The sequence below is a fragment of the Arenibacter arenosicollis genome, assembly GCF_014397245.1.
GTDB classification, from domain to species: Bacteria; Bacteroidota; Bacteroidia; order Flavobacteriales; family Flavobacteriaceae; genus Arenibacter; species Arenibacter arenosicollis.
The window spans coordinates 119,446-135,477 of the sequence record NZ_JACLHY010000001.1 but is presented as its reverse complement, the minus strand read 5'-3'; the positions used below and the strand labels follow the sequence as shown (position 1 = coordinate 135,477).

Genomic DNA, 16,032 nt, shown 5'->3' with positions numbered 1-16,032 from the left:
TATGAGCAGTTCAACCACTGAAAGAATTAAGGAATTAGGTTTGGTTTTTCCTCCAGCCCCAAAACCGGCCGGAGTATATAGACCTATTTTGGTAGTAGATAAATTTTTATATGTTTCTGGTCAAGGTCCAATTCAGAACGATGGTTCTTTAATGATCGGCATTGCAGGGTATGACATGAATGCGGATGAAGCCAAACTAGCTGCTCGACAAGTAGGCCTAACTATGCTTTCCACAATTCAGACACATTTTGGTAGTTTGGACAAAATTAAAAGGGTGGTGAAAGTTTTGGGAATGGTTAATTCAACTTCGGATTTTGGAAAGCAACCCTATGTTATTAATGGCTTTAGTGAATTGATGGCTGATGTTTTCGGAAAAGAGGATGGAATAGGGGTACGCAGTGCTGTGGGGATGATGCTCCCAGATAACATACCAGTAGAGGTAGAGGCCATGTTTGAGCTTCATTGATGCTAAACACAATGCTATGATGAACAATGATTGGTATAAAGTTACCGACCCAAAAGATATTATTACCCCTGCGCTTTTGGTTTATCCGGATCGGATAGAAAAAAACATTGGTACAATGATAGCTATGGCCGGAGGCACCTCTAACCTTAGGCCCCATATTAAAACACATAAAACTGCCGAGATTATAAAGCTGCAATTGAAGCATGGCATTCAAAAATTCAAGTGCGCTACCATTGCAGAAGCTGAACTCTTGGGAAAATGCGGTGCGGAAAATATTCTTCTCGCAATGCAGCCAGTAGGGCCCAATATAGATCGATTTTTCAGTCTGATTGCGGAATATCCAAACAGTACATTTTCCACCATTGTCGACGACCGGCAAATTATTGAACAAATTGCTGAAACTGCTCAAGGCAAAGGGATTCAAGTGTCACTGTGGTTGGATATAAACAATGGGATGAACAGAACGGGTATTCAACCCAATGCGCAAGCAGTGGAATTATACAAAAACTTATATAAGAATCCCAACTTACTTGCTGCAGGATTACATGTTTATGACGGACATATTCACAATAAAGATCTGTCTGAAAGAGAGGAAAAATGCAATAAGGATTTTGAAGCGGTGCTGGATTTGAAAAAATCCTTGGAGGAACTTGACATTCCTGTTCCTTGTATAGTGGTAGGCGGCTCCCCAACATTTCCCATTCATCTAAAGCGAGAGGGGGTGGAAACCAGTCCCGGAACAACACTACTATGGGATGCTGGCTATGCTGCTTCCTATAAGGACATGGATTTTATTCCAGCTGCAGTATTGTTGACTAGGGTAATAAGTAAGCCTAAATCCAATTTAGTCTGCTTCGACCTTGGGCATAAACACCTGGCCTCGGAAATGACTTTCCCCAGGGTATTGCTGTTGGAAGGAGAAGAGTGTACCCAAATAGGGCAGAGTGAGGAACATTTGGTGGTACAATGCCCTAATGATGACAAGTTTAAAGTGGGGGATGTGGCATATGCGTTCCCGGTACATATTTGCCCCACAGTTGCCAAATATAAAGAGGTCCTAACGATAGTTGATGGGAACCAAACCGGCTCTTGGAAAGTAGCCGCAAGAAATTTAATAATAAATATATAAATCCTCCTATAAAGGGTCGCCTAATCAAAGGATGGACTACAAACAGGATAAAATTAAAAATATGTTCGTATTTGATGCCCATTTAGACCTTGCTATGAATGCCATGGAATGGAATAGGGATTTAACTTGGACCGTAGCCGATATTAGGGAAAGTGAAGAGGGCATGGCAGATAAACCGGATAGGGCAAGGAATACGGTCTCTTTAGATGCTATGCGAAAGGGAAATATTGGGTTATGTGTGGCTACACAAATAGCGAGATACGTAAAGAGGGAAAACCTCTTACCAGGTTGGAACTCTCCCCACCAGGCCTGGGCACAGACTCAGGGACAGTTGGCTTGGTACAGGGCTATGGAGGAAATAGGGGAAATGGTCCAAATTAGAAATTGGGCCGAATTGGATGCACATTTGGAGTTATGGAAAAATGGGAAGGACAAAACACCCATTGGCTATATACTTAGTTTGGAAGGAGCCGATTCCATAATTACTTTGGAACATTTGGAACGGGCGTATGAACAAGGTCTCAGGGCAATTGGTCCTGCACATTATGGTCCGGGAACCTATGCGCATGGTACGGATTCAGTCGGAGGGATTGGCCAAAAGGGTAAAGCACTATTAAAAGAGATAGAACGATTAAACCTAATTCTGGATGCCACTCATTTATGCGATGTTAGTTTTTGGGAAACCATGAAGGTTTACAATGGTCCAGTATGGGCAAGCCACAACAATTGTCGGAAATTAGTGGACCATAACAGACAATTCTCGGATGAACAAATTAGGGAACTTATTGGTAGGAATGCTGTGATTGGCATGGCACTGGACGCTTGGATGATGGTCCCTAATTGGGTTCGAGGGGTTTCAACACCTGAGGGAATGGATGTAACCCTTGCCCAAATGATAAACAACATAGACCATATCTGCCAGTTATCTGGAAATTCCCTGCATGTTGGGATAGGGACCGATCTTGATGGCGGCTTTGGAAAGGAGCAATGTCCGTCCGATCTAGATACGATTGCAGACCTTCAAAAAGTTCCTAAGCTACTTTCAGAAAGAGGCTATTCGGAGGCGGATATTGAAAACATAATGAGCAAAAATTTTATTGGGTTTCTAAAAAAAGTGTGGAATTGATGGGTATTTTTATAATTGCCTATTTTTAACAGCATTTTAGATACACATGGCAAGGTATTTGATATTTTTGTATCTGATTCGTACCTTAATCGGCCATATGAGAATTGTGTTTTTATTTTGCGTTCTGTTTTTAATTTCCCAGCTAGGTATGGCGCAAACAGACCTTCCTACGACCAATCCTTTAAAAATTGAAGGGGACAAAGGAGTTAGGGAAAACCCCAACCAAGGAACCCCACTTAATTTTCCTTCCATTATTACCTTAAAACCTACTACCAATCTTAAGGATTCACTTACAGCCAGAAATATTAAAATGCTTCCGGATAGGGAGTTGGTACATGCAGGATACGGTTTAAAGATAGACCCTAAAGTAGGTGTAAAGGAAAAGGAAGGCTCTTCCACCTTTTTTGGAAATATGTATTTGGGAGATATTAAAAGCAATGGAAAATTTGTGGGCATTGTTTGCCGTGATCACGAATATGTAGATGGTGACAGGGTTAGGATTTTGCTAAATGATAAAGTGGTAGAACCTAATATTTTCCTAACGGGTTCCTTTAAGGGAATCAACCTGGATTTACAAAAGGGTTTTAATAGAATTGATTTTGAGGCATTGAATCAAGGAACCTCCGGCCCTAATACGGCTCAAGTAAATGTATATGACGATGAAGGTAAAATGATACATTCCAACATGTGGAATTTATCCACAGGTTCCAAAGCCACCATTATAATTATAAAGGAATAGCCTAAGAAAAACATAAACACTGACCAATATGAAAGGATATTACTATTTGTTGATTATTAATCTATTGCTTATTCTTATCCCGTATTCCTTAAGGATCTTTAGGAATTTTAAACGTAACAAGAACTGATCGTTAGGCTTCAAATATGTTTTTTATTGATTTGTCAACCTTAATAGTTAGCTGAATTTACTGCATCCACGCTTTTAAATCAATTCCATTCTGATTGGGATGGAGGCTACTAAATTATAACTGATTTCGTTTGTTCGAAGATCAGAAAACCTCAGGACCATATTTTTCGTAAATAATGTAAAACATTTCTAATGCGGTTGACTTTATTGTTTGTATTTACTGTTATTTTCTCCAGTTGTTCCCAAGAAAAGGACATGCTTGTTTATGAACCCGTCATGGAAATGATATTGGAACCTGGATCTACTACTCCCATCCCTAACGAAATACCAGGCCCTCATTTAAATGAGTCAGGGACCTATCATTATTTGGCCTTGGGCGATAGTTATACCATTGGCGCAAGTGTTGAAAGAGCTGCAAGCTTTCCAATTCAGTTAAAAGCTAGATTGGAGAAGGGACTTAAGGTAGAAGTGAACACCGAGATTATTGCCGTCACCGGATGGACAACAGATAATTTACTGAATGCTGTAAATAGAGGAACCCAACTGCCGTCCTATGATTTAGTAACGCTTTTAATTGGAGTAAACAATCAATACCAAGGTAAGCCATTTAGGGTATATACCAAGGAGTTTCCCCTACTTTTGGAACTGGCCATTGAACTGGCTTATGGCAATCCAAAAAATGTAGTTGTTATTTCCATTCCAGATTATGCCTTTACTCCTTTTGCGCAGGGTAGAAATACCGATAAAATTTCCAAGGAAATTGATGAATACAATGCCTTTGCGGAATCTACAGCCCTTCAAAACGGCGTGCCATTTGTAAATATTACGGATATAACGCGTAACGGCCTGTCCAATCCAGAATTGGTGGCCAGTGATGGGTTGCATCCATCAGGAGTGGCATATAAGAGATTCGTAGATGTATTGTATCCGATAGTACTTCCTATTTTTGATTAGTACCCATTACTTTTTTAAAAGAATTGAGCTCAGACCTTAAGAAACTTTCTCATTTATAAAGTAACTTGCCAAGCTTATTGGGGGAAACAGCAGATATTGTTTTCCTAATTCAACAAGGGATAACTTTAAGTACATTTACACCTTGGAAATAGCTTCAATCAAAATATAATTCAAAATGTCCGATAAAAAAGTCAGTATTCTAACCGCCTTTAAAACCATAATATGGCCACGACGCAATATGGTTTTTATTGGTCTGTTCTTGATCGTAATAAGTAATGCCGCCAATTTCGTAGGCCCAATCTCCTTAAAATATTTTATGGACGATGTTATACCCAATAAAAATATGGATATGCTCAAAATTTTGGTAGGCGTGGTAATCCTGTCTATTTTGGTACGGGCCGTAACCTCTTTTATGTTGACAAAAATTTTAAGTGTCCAGGCCCAATACCTTATCTCGGAGCTAAGGGCACAAGTACAGAAAAAGGTGCTTTCACTCCCGATTCGCTTTTTTGACAATGCCAAATCTGGTGCCTTGGTTTCCCGTATAATGTCCGATGTAGAGGGGGTTCGTAATCTTATTGGTACAGGTTTGGTTCAATTGGTAGGTGGAAGTATTACTGCAATTGGCGCCCTGGTGTACATGTTGTATATAAGTCCATCCATGACCTTATTTACGTTTATTCCATTGGCTATTTTTGCCTTTATTGCGTTAAAGGCATTTAAGATTATTAGACCTATTTTTAGAAATCGAGGTAAAATAAATGCTGAGGTTACGGGTAGGCTCACCGAAACACTTGGTGGTATAAGGGTGATTAAGGGCTTTAATGCTGAGGAGCAGGAGACCAAGGTTTTTGAGAACGGGGTGGAGCTGTTGTTTCAAAATGTTAAAAAGAGCCTTACGGCAACTGCTTTTATGACCAGTTCGGCAACTTTTTTAATCGGTATTGCCACCACTGGAATTATGGGGATTGGTGGTTATAAAATTATGTATGAAGGATTGAGTATTGGAGATTTTTTGTCTTTCACTTTTGTTTTGGCAATTATGATTGCACCAATTGTGCAAATGAGCAATATTGGGAGTCAACTTACAGAGGCATTGGCGGGTCTTGATAGGACGGAAGAACTAATGAATATGATGCCTGAAGCCAATGAAGAGGAAAGAACAATTGTTCTGGATAAAATAAAAGGGGATATAGCCTTTAAGGATGTGTCCTTTGCCTATGAAGAGGATAAGGATGTATTGCACAATGTTAGTTTTGAAGTGAAGTCGGGTAGTGTGGTGGCCCTTGTAGGAAGCTCGGGTTCGGGTAAATCCACTATTGCCGGTTTGGCGGCAACATTTCTAAATCCTTTATCAGGGACTATTACTGTGGATGAACAAGATCTTTCCAAAGTCGACCTTAGTAGCTATAGACGAAATTTAGGGGTTGTGCTACAGGACGAATTTTTGTTTGAGGGTACTATTAGGGAGAATATAATGTTCCCTAGGCCCAATGCCACTGAGGAGGAAGTATTAAAGGCAGTTAAGGCAGCCTATGTGGATGAATTTACAGATAGGTTCGAAAAAGGCTTGGATACATTGATCGGGGAACGGGGAGTGAAGCTATCCGGCGGACAAAGGCAACGTATTGCTATAGCTAGGGCGGTCTTGGCCGATCCAAAAATTTTAATTTTGGACGAGGCTACTTCCAATTTGGATACTGAAAGTGAGGCTTTGATACAGAAAAGTTTGGCCACCCTGACCGAAGGACGAACTACCTTTGTTATCGCCCACAGATTGAGTACCATTAGGAAAGCCAATCAGATTCTTGTAATAGAAGATGGTCGGATTGCGGAAAAAGGCACTCATGATGAACTTATAGCAAAAGAAGGACGATACTATAACCTATTTACCTATCAGGCGAGGATATAATAAGTCATTGTTGTTTATCGTGAATCCATGTGTGATTTTAGGATACAGATCATTTGTTCCTAATTATATTTATTGGTAACAAAGAATATCGATTTAGTAAGGCTATTGGTTTTCCCTTGGATAGGGAGGTGGTAGAAAATTTAGCTTTCCGGGGCCAATTCAACTTCCAAGCCTTCCAAATCCTCTGTGATATGTATTTGGCAACCCAAGCGGCTGTTGTCCTTTACATTGAATGCCTCGGCAAGCATGGCGTCCTCATCATCGGATATTTCGGGTAATTGGTGGTCAGACTCTACATAGCACTGACAAGAAGCGCACATGGCCATACCGCCGCATATACCAATGGTACCTTCTGGGGCAAGTTCGTAGGAACGAACTATTTCCATAAGGTTCATATTCATGTCTGTGGGTGCATCTACCTCGTGTACAACCCCATCCCTATCCTTAATCTTTATTTTAACATCGCTCATGCCAGAAATATTCTTATTTGGTAATTGGCAGCAAATTTAAGGGATTTACTTTAGGAATTAGTTGTTTTTTTTAATCAATGGACTTTACAACAGCTTTAGGAGCTTCCTTTTTACTTCCATCGAAACCGGAAACACCTCCTACGGTAGTATATTTCATTACATACTTTTTGTCCGGGAAAATGCGTTGATAAGCACTTTGGCACATTAATGTTGCTTCATGAAAACCACAAAGAATCAATTTTAATTTTCCAGGATAAGTGTTTACATCGCCTATTGCATAGATGCCCGGTATATTGGTCTGATAATCGAAAGTATTTACTTTAATGGCGTTCTTTTCAATTTCCAATCCCCAATTCCCAATGGGCCCAAGCTTTGGAGAAAGCCCGAACAAGGGAACAAAATCGTCTATTTCCTTGATAATTTCCTCGTCCTGATCACCGGACTTATTAATTACCACTGCTTCGAGTTTTCCACTACCCCTTAGATCCACTACTTCTGCGGGAGTGATAAGATTTATTTTACCTATATTTTTTAGGGCCTGTACTTTTTCCACAGAATCCAAAGCACCTCTAAATTCATTTCTTCTATGTACCAAAGTCACCTCTGAAGCCACATCGGCCAAAAAGATACTCCAGTCCAAGGCAGAATCCCCACCTCCCGCTATAAGCACTTTTCTATTGCGATATACTTCTGGATCTTTAATAAAATAAGCAACGCCTTTATCCTCAAAAGCACTAAGGTTATTTATTAAGGGTTTTCTAGGTTCAAAACTGCCAAGACCACCGGCAATGGCAATAATTGGTGCATTGTGCTTAGTGCCTTTGTTGGTGGTTACCAAAAAAGTGCCGTCATCCAATTTTTCTATTGTATTGGCCCGTTCTCCCAAGGTAAAACCTGGTTGAAATGCTTTGATCTGTTCCATAAGATTATTTACCAGGTCACCCGCCAAAACCTCTGGAAAGCCTGGAATATCGTATATGGGTTTCTTGGGATATATTTCGGAACACTGTCCTCCGGCTTGTGGCAATGCGTCTATTAGATGGCACTTAAGTTGTAAAAGACCTGCTTCAAAAACTGCAAAAAGACCTGTTGGGCCGGCACCAATAATTAGAATGTCTGTTTTAATCATGGAGAAAAGAACTTAAAATAGCTACAAAGCTAGAAAAGGTATGGATATATATTTATGATATAAGTCAGGTTGCTAGGCCACATTTATGACCTCTAGTATTTGTGGTGCATATTTTTTTATGGTCATTTCAACGCCGCTTTTAAGGGTCATCTGATTAACGGTACAGCCTACACAGGCCCCTTCCAATTTTACTTTAACGGAATTGTCATTGTCTATGGAAATTAGGGAGATATCCCCTCCATCACTTTGTAAAAAAGGCCGGATTTCCTCCAAAGCTTTTTCTACATTATTTTTAAGTTCAATCGATGTCATAATTACTTCTTTTTAACAGCCGAACAACCCGCCATTGTAGTTATTTTAATAGCCTCTGTTGGAGGTAAACTTTTATTTCTTCCCACTACTTCACGAACTACATTTTTTGTAATTTCCTCAAAAGCAGATTCAATTGCCGTTGCCGTTTGTAGTGCCGCCGGCCTTCCTACATCACCTGCTTCCCTAATACTTTGAACAAGAGGTATCTCCCCTAAAAACGGTACATTCAAATCCTCCGCCAAATGTTTGGCACCTTCTTTTCCAAAAATGTAATATTTATTGTTGGGCAATTCTTCAGGTGTAAAGTACGCCATATTTTCCACGATTCCCAGTACTGGAACATTTATGGAATCTTGTTGAAACATGGCTACTCCCTTGCGGGCATCTGCCAAGGCCACTTCCTGTGGGGTACTTACTACCACGGCACCTGTAATTGGTAAGGATTGCATAATGCTTAAATGTATATCCCCAGTTCCCGGAGGTAGATCTAACAACATAAAATCCAATTCTCCCCAATGGGCATCGAATATCATTTGATTTAACGCTTTGGCAGCCATGGGCCCACGCCAAATTACGGCCTGATTGGGTTGGGTGAAAAAGCCAATGGATAATATCTTGACACCATAATTTTCCACTGGCTTCATTTTTGATTTTCCTTCAACTTTGACAGACAGAGGCTTTTCTTGGGTTACATCGAACATGATAGGCATTGAAGGGCCATAGATGTCAGAATCCAAGAGGCCTACTTTAAATCCCATTTTAGCTAAGGTTACCGCCAAATTGGCCGTTACCGTAGATTTTCCAACTCCTCCTTTTCCGGATGCTACTGCAATTATATTTTTGATACCTGGGATCGGTTTGCCTTTGATCTCATTTACCTTTGGCTTGGCAGCCGGGGCATCAACCTTTACATTTACGGTAATTTTAGCCTTGTTATAGACTTTGTCGTGAATAATCTTCAAAATTTCAACCTCTGTTTTCTTTCTTGCCTGCAAACTGGGGTTGGAAATGGTGAGATCCACAACAACCTCGTCCCCAAAAACCATAATATTTTTTACGGCGCCACTTTCCACCATATTTTGTCCTTCTCCAGGGACAGTAATATTTTCGAGCGCTTTCAATATGTCTTTCTTGTCTAATTTCATCCTAAACCATTCTTATTCAGTTATTATTAAAACTGATTCTAAATTACAAAGATAGGGCTTAGGAGCGAGATTATGAAGGAAGGGAAATGAAAAGTAAAATAAGGCAATAAGTATCTTCTATATGGAAGTATCAATCCATTATTATTGGAAATTAAAATTTGGTAAATTACCTTAATTCCAGCCATGGGTCCCAAAAGTGATCCTCAAAATTCACGATTTGATTATCCACTACTTTTATTCCCTCATTTTCCAATAACTGCTGCATTAGATTTGTGCCGTCAAAATGATGTTTCCCTGTTAATAGGCCCTTTCTATTTACTACCCTATGGGCGGGAATGTCGCCTATTTTATGTGCTCCGTTCATAGCCCAGCCAACCATTCTAGCACTTCTTGCGGTTCCTAAATATTTGGCAATGGCACCATAAGAAGTTACCCGTCCATATGGTATTTGCCTGGACACCGCATAAACTTTTTCAAAGAAGTTCTGATTTTCGGGTTTCATCAGGTGTAAAATATTCTAATTAAAGTAATCACTAATAGGACCAACATTAATGCACTCAAAATATAATTGGAGTTTTTTGAAAATCCATTGTTCTTGGTTTCCAATTTGGTGAAATAGACCGTATAAAGATAGAGCACGGTAAAAGTGCCGCATCCTGCGGCAAGAATAAAGGTGGCTATATCACGGAATTGAAATTTTATCCAGCCAGAGGCATTCCACATGGCATTTAAGCCACTGTAATAGGGAATGGTCAGTAAATTTACTGCGGCCAACAATACCCCTTTAAAGAAACTATTTCTCTTGCTTACCTTAACTATTTTAGGTCTATCCAGCTTATTTTTCTTACCCTTTACAAAGAAATAGATAGCAAAAAAAGCAAAGACTATAAGAGCTATTTTTAAAAGAAGGTCTATAATCTCTGGGTGTTTGAATAGAAATTTGGAAATCAACACGGAAATATAGGCCTGGATTATAATCATGGTAGAAACCCCAAGACTAAAAATAATACCATTGGTCTTACCCTTTTCCACACTTATTTTTGCGGCATTCATGTTCAATAACCCTGGTGGAACAGTGGCCATGAAGGCTGCTGAGAATGTGGCAAAAAAAAGGATTAGCAAGTGCTCCATGGTTTAACTAATTCTGAACTTGATATAAGTGATCGGTTTTCCTTTTTCAAGATACTGTTTTTCGTAGAAAGTCTGTATTTCCAAAACCTCTTTTGGGCTACCTTCGTTTTTGTATACATCGTGATTGGCATAAAGAACTTCCAATCCTTTTCCGTGTAAAAGGCCTAAGGTATAGCCGTGCATAAATTCGCTATCGGTTTTCAGATTAACTACACCATCTTCCTTTAGAATCAATTTGTATTTTTCCAAAAAAGCTTCGTTGGTAAGTCGGTGTTTGGTGCGCTTATATTTAATTTGGGGGTCTGGAAAGGTAATCCAAATCTCGGAAACTTCATTGGCGGCAAAAAGCCCGTCTATCAATTCTATCTGGGTACGCAGGAAGGCGACATTGCTAATATTTTCGTCTATTGCCGTTTTTGCGCCACGCCAAAACCTGGCTCCCTTTATATCAATACCAATATAATTTTTATTTTTATTTTGCTGGGCCATCCCAATGGTATACTCCCCTTTACCACAGCCAAGTTCCAAAACTATAGGATTGTCATTGCCAAAAAAATCATTCCATTTGCCTTTTAAGGAGAAAGTGCCATTAGTAATTTCCTCCCTGTTGGGTTGAACTACATTCTTAAAAGTTTCATTCTCCTTGAATCGCTTCAGCTTATTTTTACTTCCCACGGGTACTATTTATTTAAATATTTGGCAAAGCTAATGAAATCTAAGTTTGTTCCTAATATAGAGTGCCTAGCATTGGGAATTGTTGGTACTGCGTTTTCGGATTTTTTTAAATCAAAACGGGATCTACGCCAAGATGCCCTAGATAAGTGCTAACTTAAAAAAATTATTTTGTAATAAATATGTGATACTTTTTAAAGACATTTATATCCATTAGGCAAATTGTAACAGTTAGACCCTGTTTTTAGAGCTAGAGTGGAAAGTTTTTGAAATTTAATAGGTCTTATTGGCAATTTTCCAATAGACTATTGAACATACCAGGCATTTTTTAACCCAATGTGCGGATTGGGAAATTCGGCGGCCAATTATTATAAAGAACCAAAACATAGTAAATAAATGAAAAACGTTCAAAATAAATGGACCTTAATGGTTGCTTTCTTTGTTTTTACAATGGGTATATCCCAAGATTTTGACCAGGATGCGGATAGTAATATTCAACAGTACACTCCTTCTAAATTAATGGGGAAGGGGCAATGGGACTTAAAGTGGTTTAATAATCTTTATACAGAAACGAAAAGCACTTTTTCCAGTGGTAAGGAGGCGCGAAAGACATTTTTTACTTCGACTATTGAAGTTTATACGGGCACGGGTGAAAATAATAGATGGAATCTTGGCGCTATTGTAGAGCTACGGTCCAATGTTGTTGGAGGGAGGCAGGCATTGGATGTTTTTAAGTTTGATGGTGAAAATACTACGGCCAGGTCTGGGATAACTTCTATAGCTCCTTCGGTGAAATTTGTTCCTATTGAATCACTGAGTAATTTTTCGGTCCAGAGCTCCTTTTTTATTCCGCTCGTGGATAATGAAACCGAAAACGGGGTGTTTTTAGATCAGAAGGGATATATATGGCAAAACCGATTTTTTTATGATCTTACTTTTTCCAATAGGAAATGGCAATTGTTTACAGAACTTAATTCCGAATTAAGTTTCGGAAAGGCCGGCGAAAGCTTTGCCAATAACAGCTTAAACTTGTCTCCGGGAGTATTTTTGAGTTATTTTCCAAGTTCCAATTTTACCATTTTGGCTTTGGCGCAACACTCACAAAGGTTGGATTTAGGTAACAATTTTGCTCAAAATTATACGGCCTTAGGAGGTGGGGTAAAATATCAATTAACAAATTCTTTAAATCTTGAAGCGTTATATACCAATTTTGTTAGAGGTGAAAATACAGGTTTGGGACAGACATTTAACCTTGGACTGCGGGCTATTTTTTAAAATGATCAATAAATAGCCTAATTTAGGGTTCAAAATCTTTTTGGATGCGAAACCTCGGCCTACTTTTCTTATTTTTTTTACAGCTTGGTTGTAGCGGTCAAGTAGTTGAAAAATTCAATGGGGTGAGTTTTGTGGCCTCTAGGGACAAAGTTTCCCAAGAACACGTAGATGCCGTAAGAAACGTCAATGCCAAGTGTGCCGCCGTAATGCCTTTTGGATTTATCAGGGATAAGGACTTCCCTGAAATAATTTTTGACACTTCAAGACAGTGGTTCGGAGAAACAAGAACGGGTGCTAGGCAATATATAGATATACTACACGAGAATGGTTTAAAGGTAATGCTGAAGCCTCAAATATGGATTTCCAGGGGTGAATTTACAGGTAATTTAACCATGAATTCTGAGGAAAATTGGAAGGCTTTGGAGATTTCTTATGCCAACTTTATACTGACTTATGCTACTTTGGCGCAGGAAACCCAAGCCGACGCATTTTGTATAGGAACCGAGTTGGAGCAATTTGTAAATCACCGGCCGGAATATTGGACCGGACTGATCAAAGAAATTAAAACTATATACAAGGGAAAACTTACCTATGCGGCCAATTGGGACGAATACGGAAGGACCCCTTTTTGGGATGATCTGGATTTTATAGGTATAGACGCTTATTTTCCTTTGAGTGATGAGAAAACCCCCACTGTGGAACAATTAAGAAGGGGATGGCAGCCGCATAAAGAAAAAATAAGATCATTGGCCATGACGAAAAACAAGCCTATTATATTTACGGAATACGGTTATAGAAGTAATAATTATACGGCAAAGAAACCTTGGTTGGTGGATCACAGTAAGGACGATGTAAACCTTGAGGCCCAGGCCAATGCTACCAAAGCTATTTTTGAAGAATTTTGGAAAGAAGAGTGGTTTGCCGGGGGGTTTGTCTGGAAATGGTTTATTGATCATGAAAAAGCGGGTGGGATAAACGACAATAGGTTTACCCCACAAAATAAACCGGCCCAAGAAGTAATTAAGAGTTTCTATAAGATATATTAGGGTTTTCTCCCAGGTCACTGATCCAATATGTTTATTGGACTTTTCCCATATAATTGCGCATTGATAATGAAAATCGGTTTAAGGGTATTATTGTTTTTTTCATTTTTAGCAGGATACACCCAGCAACCTACGGTGACCGATGTGAACATTGATGGCGCCAAAAGGACTAAAGTTTCTTTTTTAGAAAATCTTATCAAGGTAAAGTCGGGCAGTTTATTGGATTCCGTGACATTGAAAGAGGATGTTCAACGCTTAAAACAATTGCCGTCCATTGCCAATGCCAATTTTCGTGTTGAAGCTAATAATAAAAATCAATATTCTGTTATCTATACCGTTGAGGAACATTTTACCTTGATTCCGTTCGCCAATCTTTATACTTCAACAAATGATGAATTTGCATTTAAAATAGGGTTACAGGAGTACAATATTTTTGGTAGAAACATGATATTGGGCGGATTTTATCAAAAGGATATCTTTAATTCTTATGGAATAAACTTTAGGCTGCCTTACATTATAAGGGGCAACTTTGGATTTACACTTAGCTATAATAATATTACTACCCAAGAACCTGTTTTTATTAACGACAATACTGCAGATTATAGATATAACAACAAGGCTTTTGAAGTTTTGGGTTTGTATAACATCAACAACAAAAACAGGATAGACTTTGGAATTAATTTGTTTACGGAAGATTATAGTTATATAACTGGTGCTACAAGTCCAAATGTCCCCCAAGAATTGCAAGTGGACAAGTATTTATATAAGTTGATCTACTGTTATGAGAATATAAAATATGATTATTATTTCCGTTCAGGTTTTGGCAGCACATTAAATTTTCAATATGTCAAGAGTCCCGATGAAAATTTACCGGAATTTTTAATTGGAATCAATGACTTTGTCTATTTTAAAAGGATTGGATATCGAGGTAATTGGGCCAATCGTTTGCGTTTGGGTATTGCCAGCAACATAGATACTCCTTTTGCCCCCTTTTCTGTAGATAATAATGTTAACATACGGGGTGTAGGAAATAAAATAGATAGGGGAACTGCTACCATAGTGTTTAATACCGAATATAGGTATAGTTTTATAGATAAGGATTGGTTTGCATTGCAGGGTAATTTTTTTATAGATTCAGGGACTTGGCGAAACCCTGGGGGAGATTTTAGTGATTTTACGGAGAAGGAAAGTATAAGGGTTTATCCGGGGATTGGTTTTAGGTTCATTCATAAGCGAATATTTAACGCAATTTTCCGAATAGATTATGGCTATGGCATCACAAAAAATGCATCTCATGGGATTGTTTTTGGAATTGGGCAGTATTTTTGATAATCTTTGTGTAAAATTAGTGTCGTGTTGGTTATGAAACCTTTTGTAATATTTTGCATAATTGCCTTAATGTCGTTTCCCGTTATTTCCCAAACCTCGGTTAAAACCGTAATTGCTGAAAAAGGGGACGGAATTTATTCCATACTCAGGAAGCAAGGGATTAACCCGGTTAGGCACTACGGACACTTTGTTGATCTTAATCAAGATAATTTAAGGGATAGCATGCACCTTTATGAGGGAAGGGAGTATATTATACCTCCAGTGCCCGTGGATACCGTAGCTATAACGGAAGCCGTTGAGAAAAAAGCAACGGAAATCAAGTCTGTTTCCAATATCATATCAGATGACATTTTTGGAAAAAAATATGCTCATACAGAGATAAAGAGTAATAAGTTACAAGGAAACGTTTATTATTTAATATCCGGTCATGGCGGACCCGATCCCGGTGCCATTGAAAAATATGAGGGCAAAATAATTGCGGAGGACGAGTATGCCTATGATATTACGCTGCGTTTGGCAAAAGAACTTATTTCCCATGGTGCCAAGACCTATATTATAATTAGGGATTTGAACGATGGAATAAGGGATCAGCGGGTGCTGGAAATAGATAGGGATGAGGTGGCCTATCCTAATGAAGAAATTCCATTGAACCAATTAATGCGATTAAAGCAGCGTGTTGATGCTGTGAACAAACTGTATTTGGAAAATTCGGGCAAATATCAGCGGCTGATCGTTACCCATGTGGATAGCCGAAGTAGGGGACAAAATATTGATGTGTTCTTCTATCACCATGAGAACAGCAAAAATGGAAAGCGTTTGGCGGAAAGTATCCATGAAACTTTTTTGAAAAAATACAAGCAATATCAGCCAAATAGGAACTATGAGGGGACCTTTGCAGATCGTAGTGGGTTGTATTTAGTAAAAAATACCTTACCGGCCATGGCCTATATTGAAGTTGGGAATATAAAAAACAAAAAGGACCAAAAGCGAATCTTGGATCCAGATAATAGACAGGCCCTTGCCAAGTGGATTTCTGAAGGAGTTTTGCTGGATTATGAAACTAGTAAATAAGGA

The 16,032-nt window shown here is 38.9% G+C and carries 17 protein-coding genes; 10 read left to right on the top strand and 7 right to left on the bottom strand.

Annotation, left to right across the window (positions count from 1 at the left end):
• Position 1 precedes the first annotated feature (1 nt).
• From H4O18_RS00590 to H4O18_RS00565, 6 genes are all read left to right on the top strand, one after another.
• Complete coding sequence (locus H4O18_RS00590; RefSeq protein ID WP_187581164.1) at positions 2–466, top strand: RidA family protein; 465 nt, start codon at positions 2–4, stop codon at positions 464–466.
• Between the two features lie 16 nt (positions 467–482).
• Positions 483–1,595, top strand: a complete 1,113-nt coding sequence (locus H4O18_RS00585) for a D-TA family PLP-dependent enzyme (RefSeq protein ID WP_187581163.1) — start codon at positions 483–485, stop codon at positions 1,593–1,595.
• A 61-nt stretch (positions 1,596–1,656) separates the two neighbouring features.
• On the top strand, positions 1,657–2,721 hold the full coding sequence (locus H4O18_RS00580) for a dipeptidase (protein ID WP_187581162.1): 1,065 nt from the start codon (positions 1,657–1,659) through the stop codon (positions 2,719–2,721).
• 148 nt (positions 2,722–2,869) lie between these two features.
• Positions 2,870–3,460, top strand: a complete 591-nt coding sequence (locus H4O18_RS00575) for a hypothetical protein (protein WP_246473887.1) — start codon at positions 2,870–2,872, stop codon at positions 3,458–3,460.
• A gap of 318 nt (positions 3,461–3,778) precedes the next feature.
• Positions 3,779–4,540 carry an SGNH/GDSL hydrolase family protein gene (locus H4O18_RS00570; RefSeq protein WP_246473885.1) on the top strand — a complete coding sequence of 254 codons (762 nt, stop codon included), beginning with the start codon at positions 3,779–3,781 and terminating at the stop codon, positions 4,538–4,540.
• A gap of 175 nt (positions 4,541–4,715) precedes the next feature.
• A complete protein-coding gene (locus H4O18_RS00565; RefSeq protein WP_187581160.1) occupies positions 4,716–6,452 on the top strand; it encodes an ABC transporter ATP-binding protein in 1,737 nt (578 codons plus the stop codon).
• A 140-nt stretch (positions 6,453–6,592) separates the two neighbouring features.
• Here the strand turns inward: H4O18_RS00565 and H4O18_RS00560 are convergent, their stop codons facing one another.
• From H4O18_RS00560 to trmB, 7 genes are all read right to left on the bottom strand, one after another.
• The gene (locus tag H4O18_RS00560) at positions 6,593–6,922 is read right to left on the bottom strand and encodes a 2Fe-2S iron-sulfur cluster-binding family protein (protein WP_187581159.1); all 330 of its coding nucleotides are present in this window, start codon (positions 6,920–6,922) and stop codon (positions 6,593–6,595) included.
• Between the two features lie 70 nt (positions 6,923–6,992).
• The gene (locus H4O18_RS00555; RefSeq protein WP_187581158.1) at positions 6,993–8,051 is read right to left on the bottom strand and encodes an NAD(P)/FAD-dependent oxidoreductase; all 1,059 of its coding nucleotides are present in this window, start codon (positions 8,049–8,051) and stop codon (positions 6,993–6,995) included.
• 72 nt (positions 8,052–8,123) lie between these two features.
• Entirely contained in the window at positions 8,124–8,363 is a 240-nt protein-coding gene (locus tag H4O18_RS00550) for a NifU family protein (RefSeq protein ID WP_187581157.1), read from the bottom strand.
• A 2-nt stretch (positions 8,364–8,365) separates the two neighbouring features.
• Positions 8,366–9,508: an Mrp/NBP35 family ATP-binding protein gene (locus tag H4O18_RS00545; RefSeq protein WP_187581156.1), complete on the bottom strand. Its 1,143-nt coding sequence runs from the start codon at positions 9,506–9,508 to the stop codon at positions 8,366–8,368.
• Positions 9,509–9,674: 166 nt separating this feature from the next.
• Entirely contained in the window at positions 9,675–10,010 is a 336-nt protein-coding gene (locus H4O18_RS00540) for an MGMT family protein (protein WP_187581155.1), read from the bottom strand.
• On the bottom strand, positions 10,010–10,639 hold the full coding sequence (locus H4O18_RS00535; protein WP_187581154.1) for a LysE family transporter: 630 nt from the start codon (positions 10,637–10,639) through the stop codon (positions 10,010–10,012). Before H4O18_RS00535 ends, H4O18_RS00540 begins: the two co-directional genes overlap by 1 nt.
• 3 nt (positions 10,640–10,642) lie before the next feature.
• Positions 10,643–11,314: a tRNA (guanosine(46)-N7)-methyltransferase TrmB gene (gene trmB / locus H4O18_RS00530; protein WP_187581153.1), complete on the bottom strand. Its 672-nt coding sequence runs from the start codon at positions 11,312–11,314 to the stop codon at positions 10,643–10,645.
• 393 nt (positions 11,315–11,707) lie between these two features.
• On the opposite strand from trmB, the gene H4O18_RS00525 reads away from it, so the two are divergent.
• The 4 genes from H4O18_RS00525 (at position 11,708) to H4O18_RS00510 (ending at position 16,029) form a co-directional block, all read left to right on the top strand.
• Positions 11,708–12,586 (top strand): hypothetical protein, encoded by an 879-nt coding sequence (locus H4O18_RS00525; RefSeq protein ID WP_187581152.1) that lies wholly within the window; start codon positions 11,708–11,710, stop codon positions 12,584–12,586.
• A 44-nt stretch (positions 12,587–12,630) separates the two neighbouring features.
• Positions 12,631–13,632 carry a glycoside hydrolase family 113 gene (locus tag H4O18_RS00520; RefSeq protein WP_187581151.1) on the top strand — a complete coding sequence of 334 codons (1,002 nt, stop codon included), beginning with the start codon at positions 12,631–12,633 and terminating at the stop codon, positions 13,630–13,632.
• 66 nt (positions 13,633–13,698) lie between these two features.
• Positions 13,699–14,958, top strand: coding sequence for a POTRA domain-containing protein (locus H4O18_RS00515; protein ID WP_187581150.1), 1,260 nt, complete (start codon positions 13,699–13,701; stop codon positions 14,956–14,958).
• 69 nt (positions 14,959–15,027) lie between these two features.
• Positions 15,028–16,029, top strand: coding sequence for an N-acetylmuramoyl-L-alanine amidase family protein (locus tag H4O18_RS00510; RefSeq protein WP_187581149.1), 1,002 nt, complete (start codon positions 15,028–15,030; stop codon positions 16,027–16,029).
• Positions 16,030–16,032 lie beyond the last annotated feature (3 nt).

Bases quoted from the DNA above. Each gene is read 5' to 3' on its own strand.
- H4O18_RS00575 (WP_246473887.1), top strand. From the start codon at position 2,870: ATGGCGCAAACAGACCTTCCTACGACCAATCCTTTAAAAATTGAAGGG.
- H4O18_RS00545 (WP_187581156.1), bottom strand. From the start codon at position 9,508: ATGAAATTAGACAAGAAAGACATATTGAAAGCGCTCGAAAATATTACT.
- H4O18_RS00520 (WP_187581151.1), top strand. From the start codon at position 12,631: ATGCGAAACCTCGGCCTACTTTTCTTATTTTTTTTACAGCTTGGTTGT.
- H4O18_RS00550 (WP_187581157.1), bottom strand. From the start codon at position 8,363: ATGACATCGATTGAACTTAAAAATAATGTAGAAAAAGCTTTGGAGGAA.
- H4O18_RS00580 (WP_187581162.1), top strand. From the start codon at position 1,657: ATGTTCGTATTTGATGCCCATTTAGACCTTGCTATGAATGCCATGGAA.
- H4O18_RS00540 (WP_187581155.1), bottom strand. From the start codon at position 10,010: ATGAAACCCGAAAATCAGAACTTCTTTGAAAAAGTTTATGCGGTGTCC.
- H4O18_RS00560 (WP_187581159.1), bottom strand. From the start codon at position 6,922: ATGAGCGATGTTAAAATAAAGATTAAGGATAGGGATGGGGTTGTACAC.
- H4O18_RS00570 (WP_246473885.1), top strand. From the start codon at position 3,779: ATGCGGTTGACTTTATTGTTTGTATTTACTGTTATTTTCTCCAGTTGT.
- H4O18_RS00535 (WP_187581154.1), bottom strand. From the start codon at position 10,639: ATGGAGCACTTGCTAATCCTTTTTTTTGCCACATTCTCAGCAGCCTTC.
- H4O18_RS00565 (WP_187581160.1), top strand. From the start codon at position 4,716: ATGTCCGATAAAAAAGTCAGTATTCTAACCGCCTTTAAAACCATAATA.
- H4O18_RS00590 (WP_187581164.1), top strand. From the start codon at position 2: ATGAGCAGTTCAACCACTGAAAGAATTAAGGAATTAGGTTTGGTTTTT.
- H4O18_RS00515 (WP_187581150.1), top strand. From the start codon at position 13,699: ATGAAAATCGGTTTAAGGGTATTATTGTTTTTTTCATTTTTAGCAGGA.
- H4O18_RS00510 (WP_187581149.1), top strand. From the start codon at position 15,028: ATGTCGTTTCCCGTTATTTCCCAAACCTCGGTTAAAACCGTAATTGCT.
- H4O18_RS00555 (WP_187581158.1), bottom strand. From the start codon at position 8,051: ATGATTAAAACAGACATTCTAATTATTGGTGCCGGCCCAACAGGTCTT.
- H4O18_RS00585 (WP_187581163.1), top strand. From the start codon at position 483: ATGATGAACAATGATTGGTATAAAGTTACCGACCCAAAAGATATTATT.
- H4O18_RS00525 (WP_187581152.1), top strand. From the start codon at position 11,708: ATGAAAAACGTTCAAAATAAATGGACCTTAATGGTTGCTTTCTTTGTT.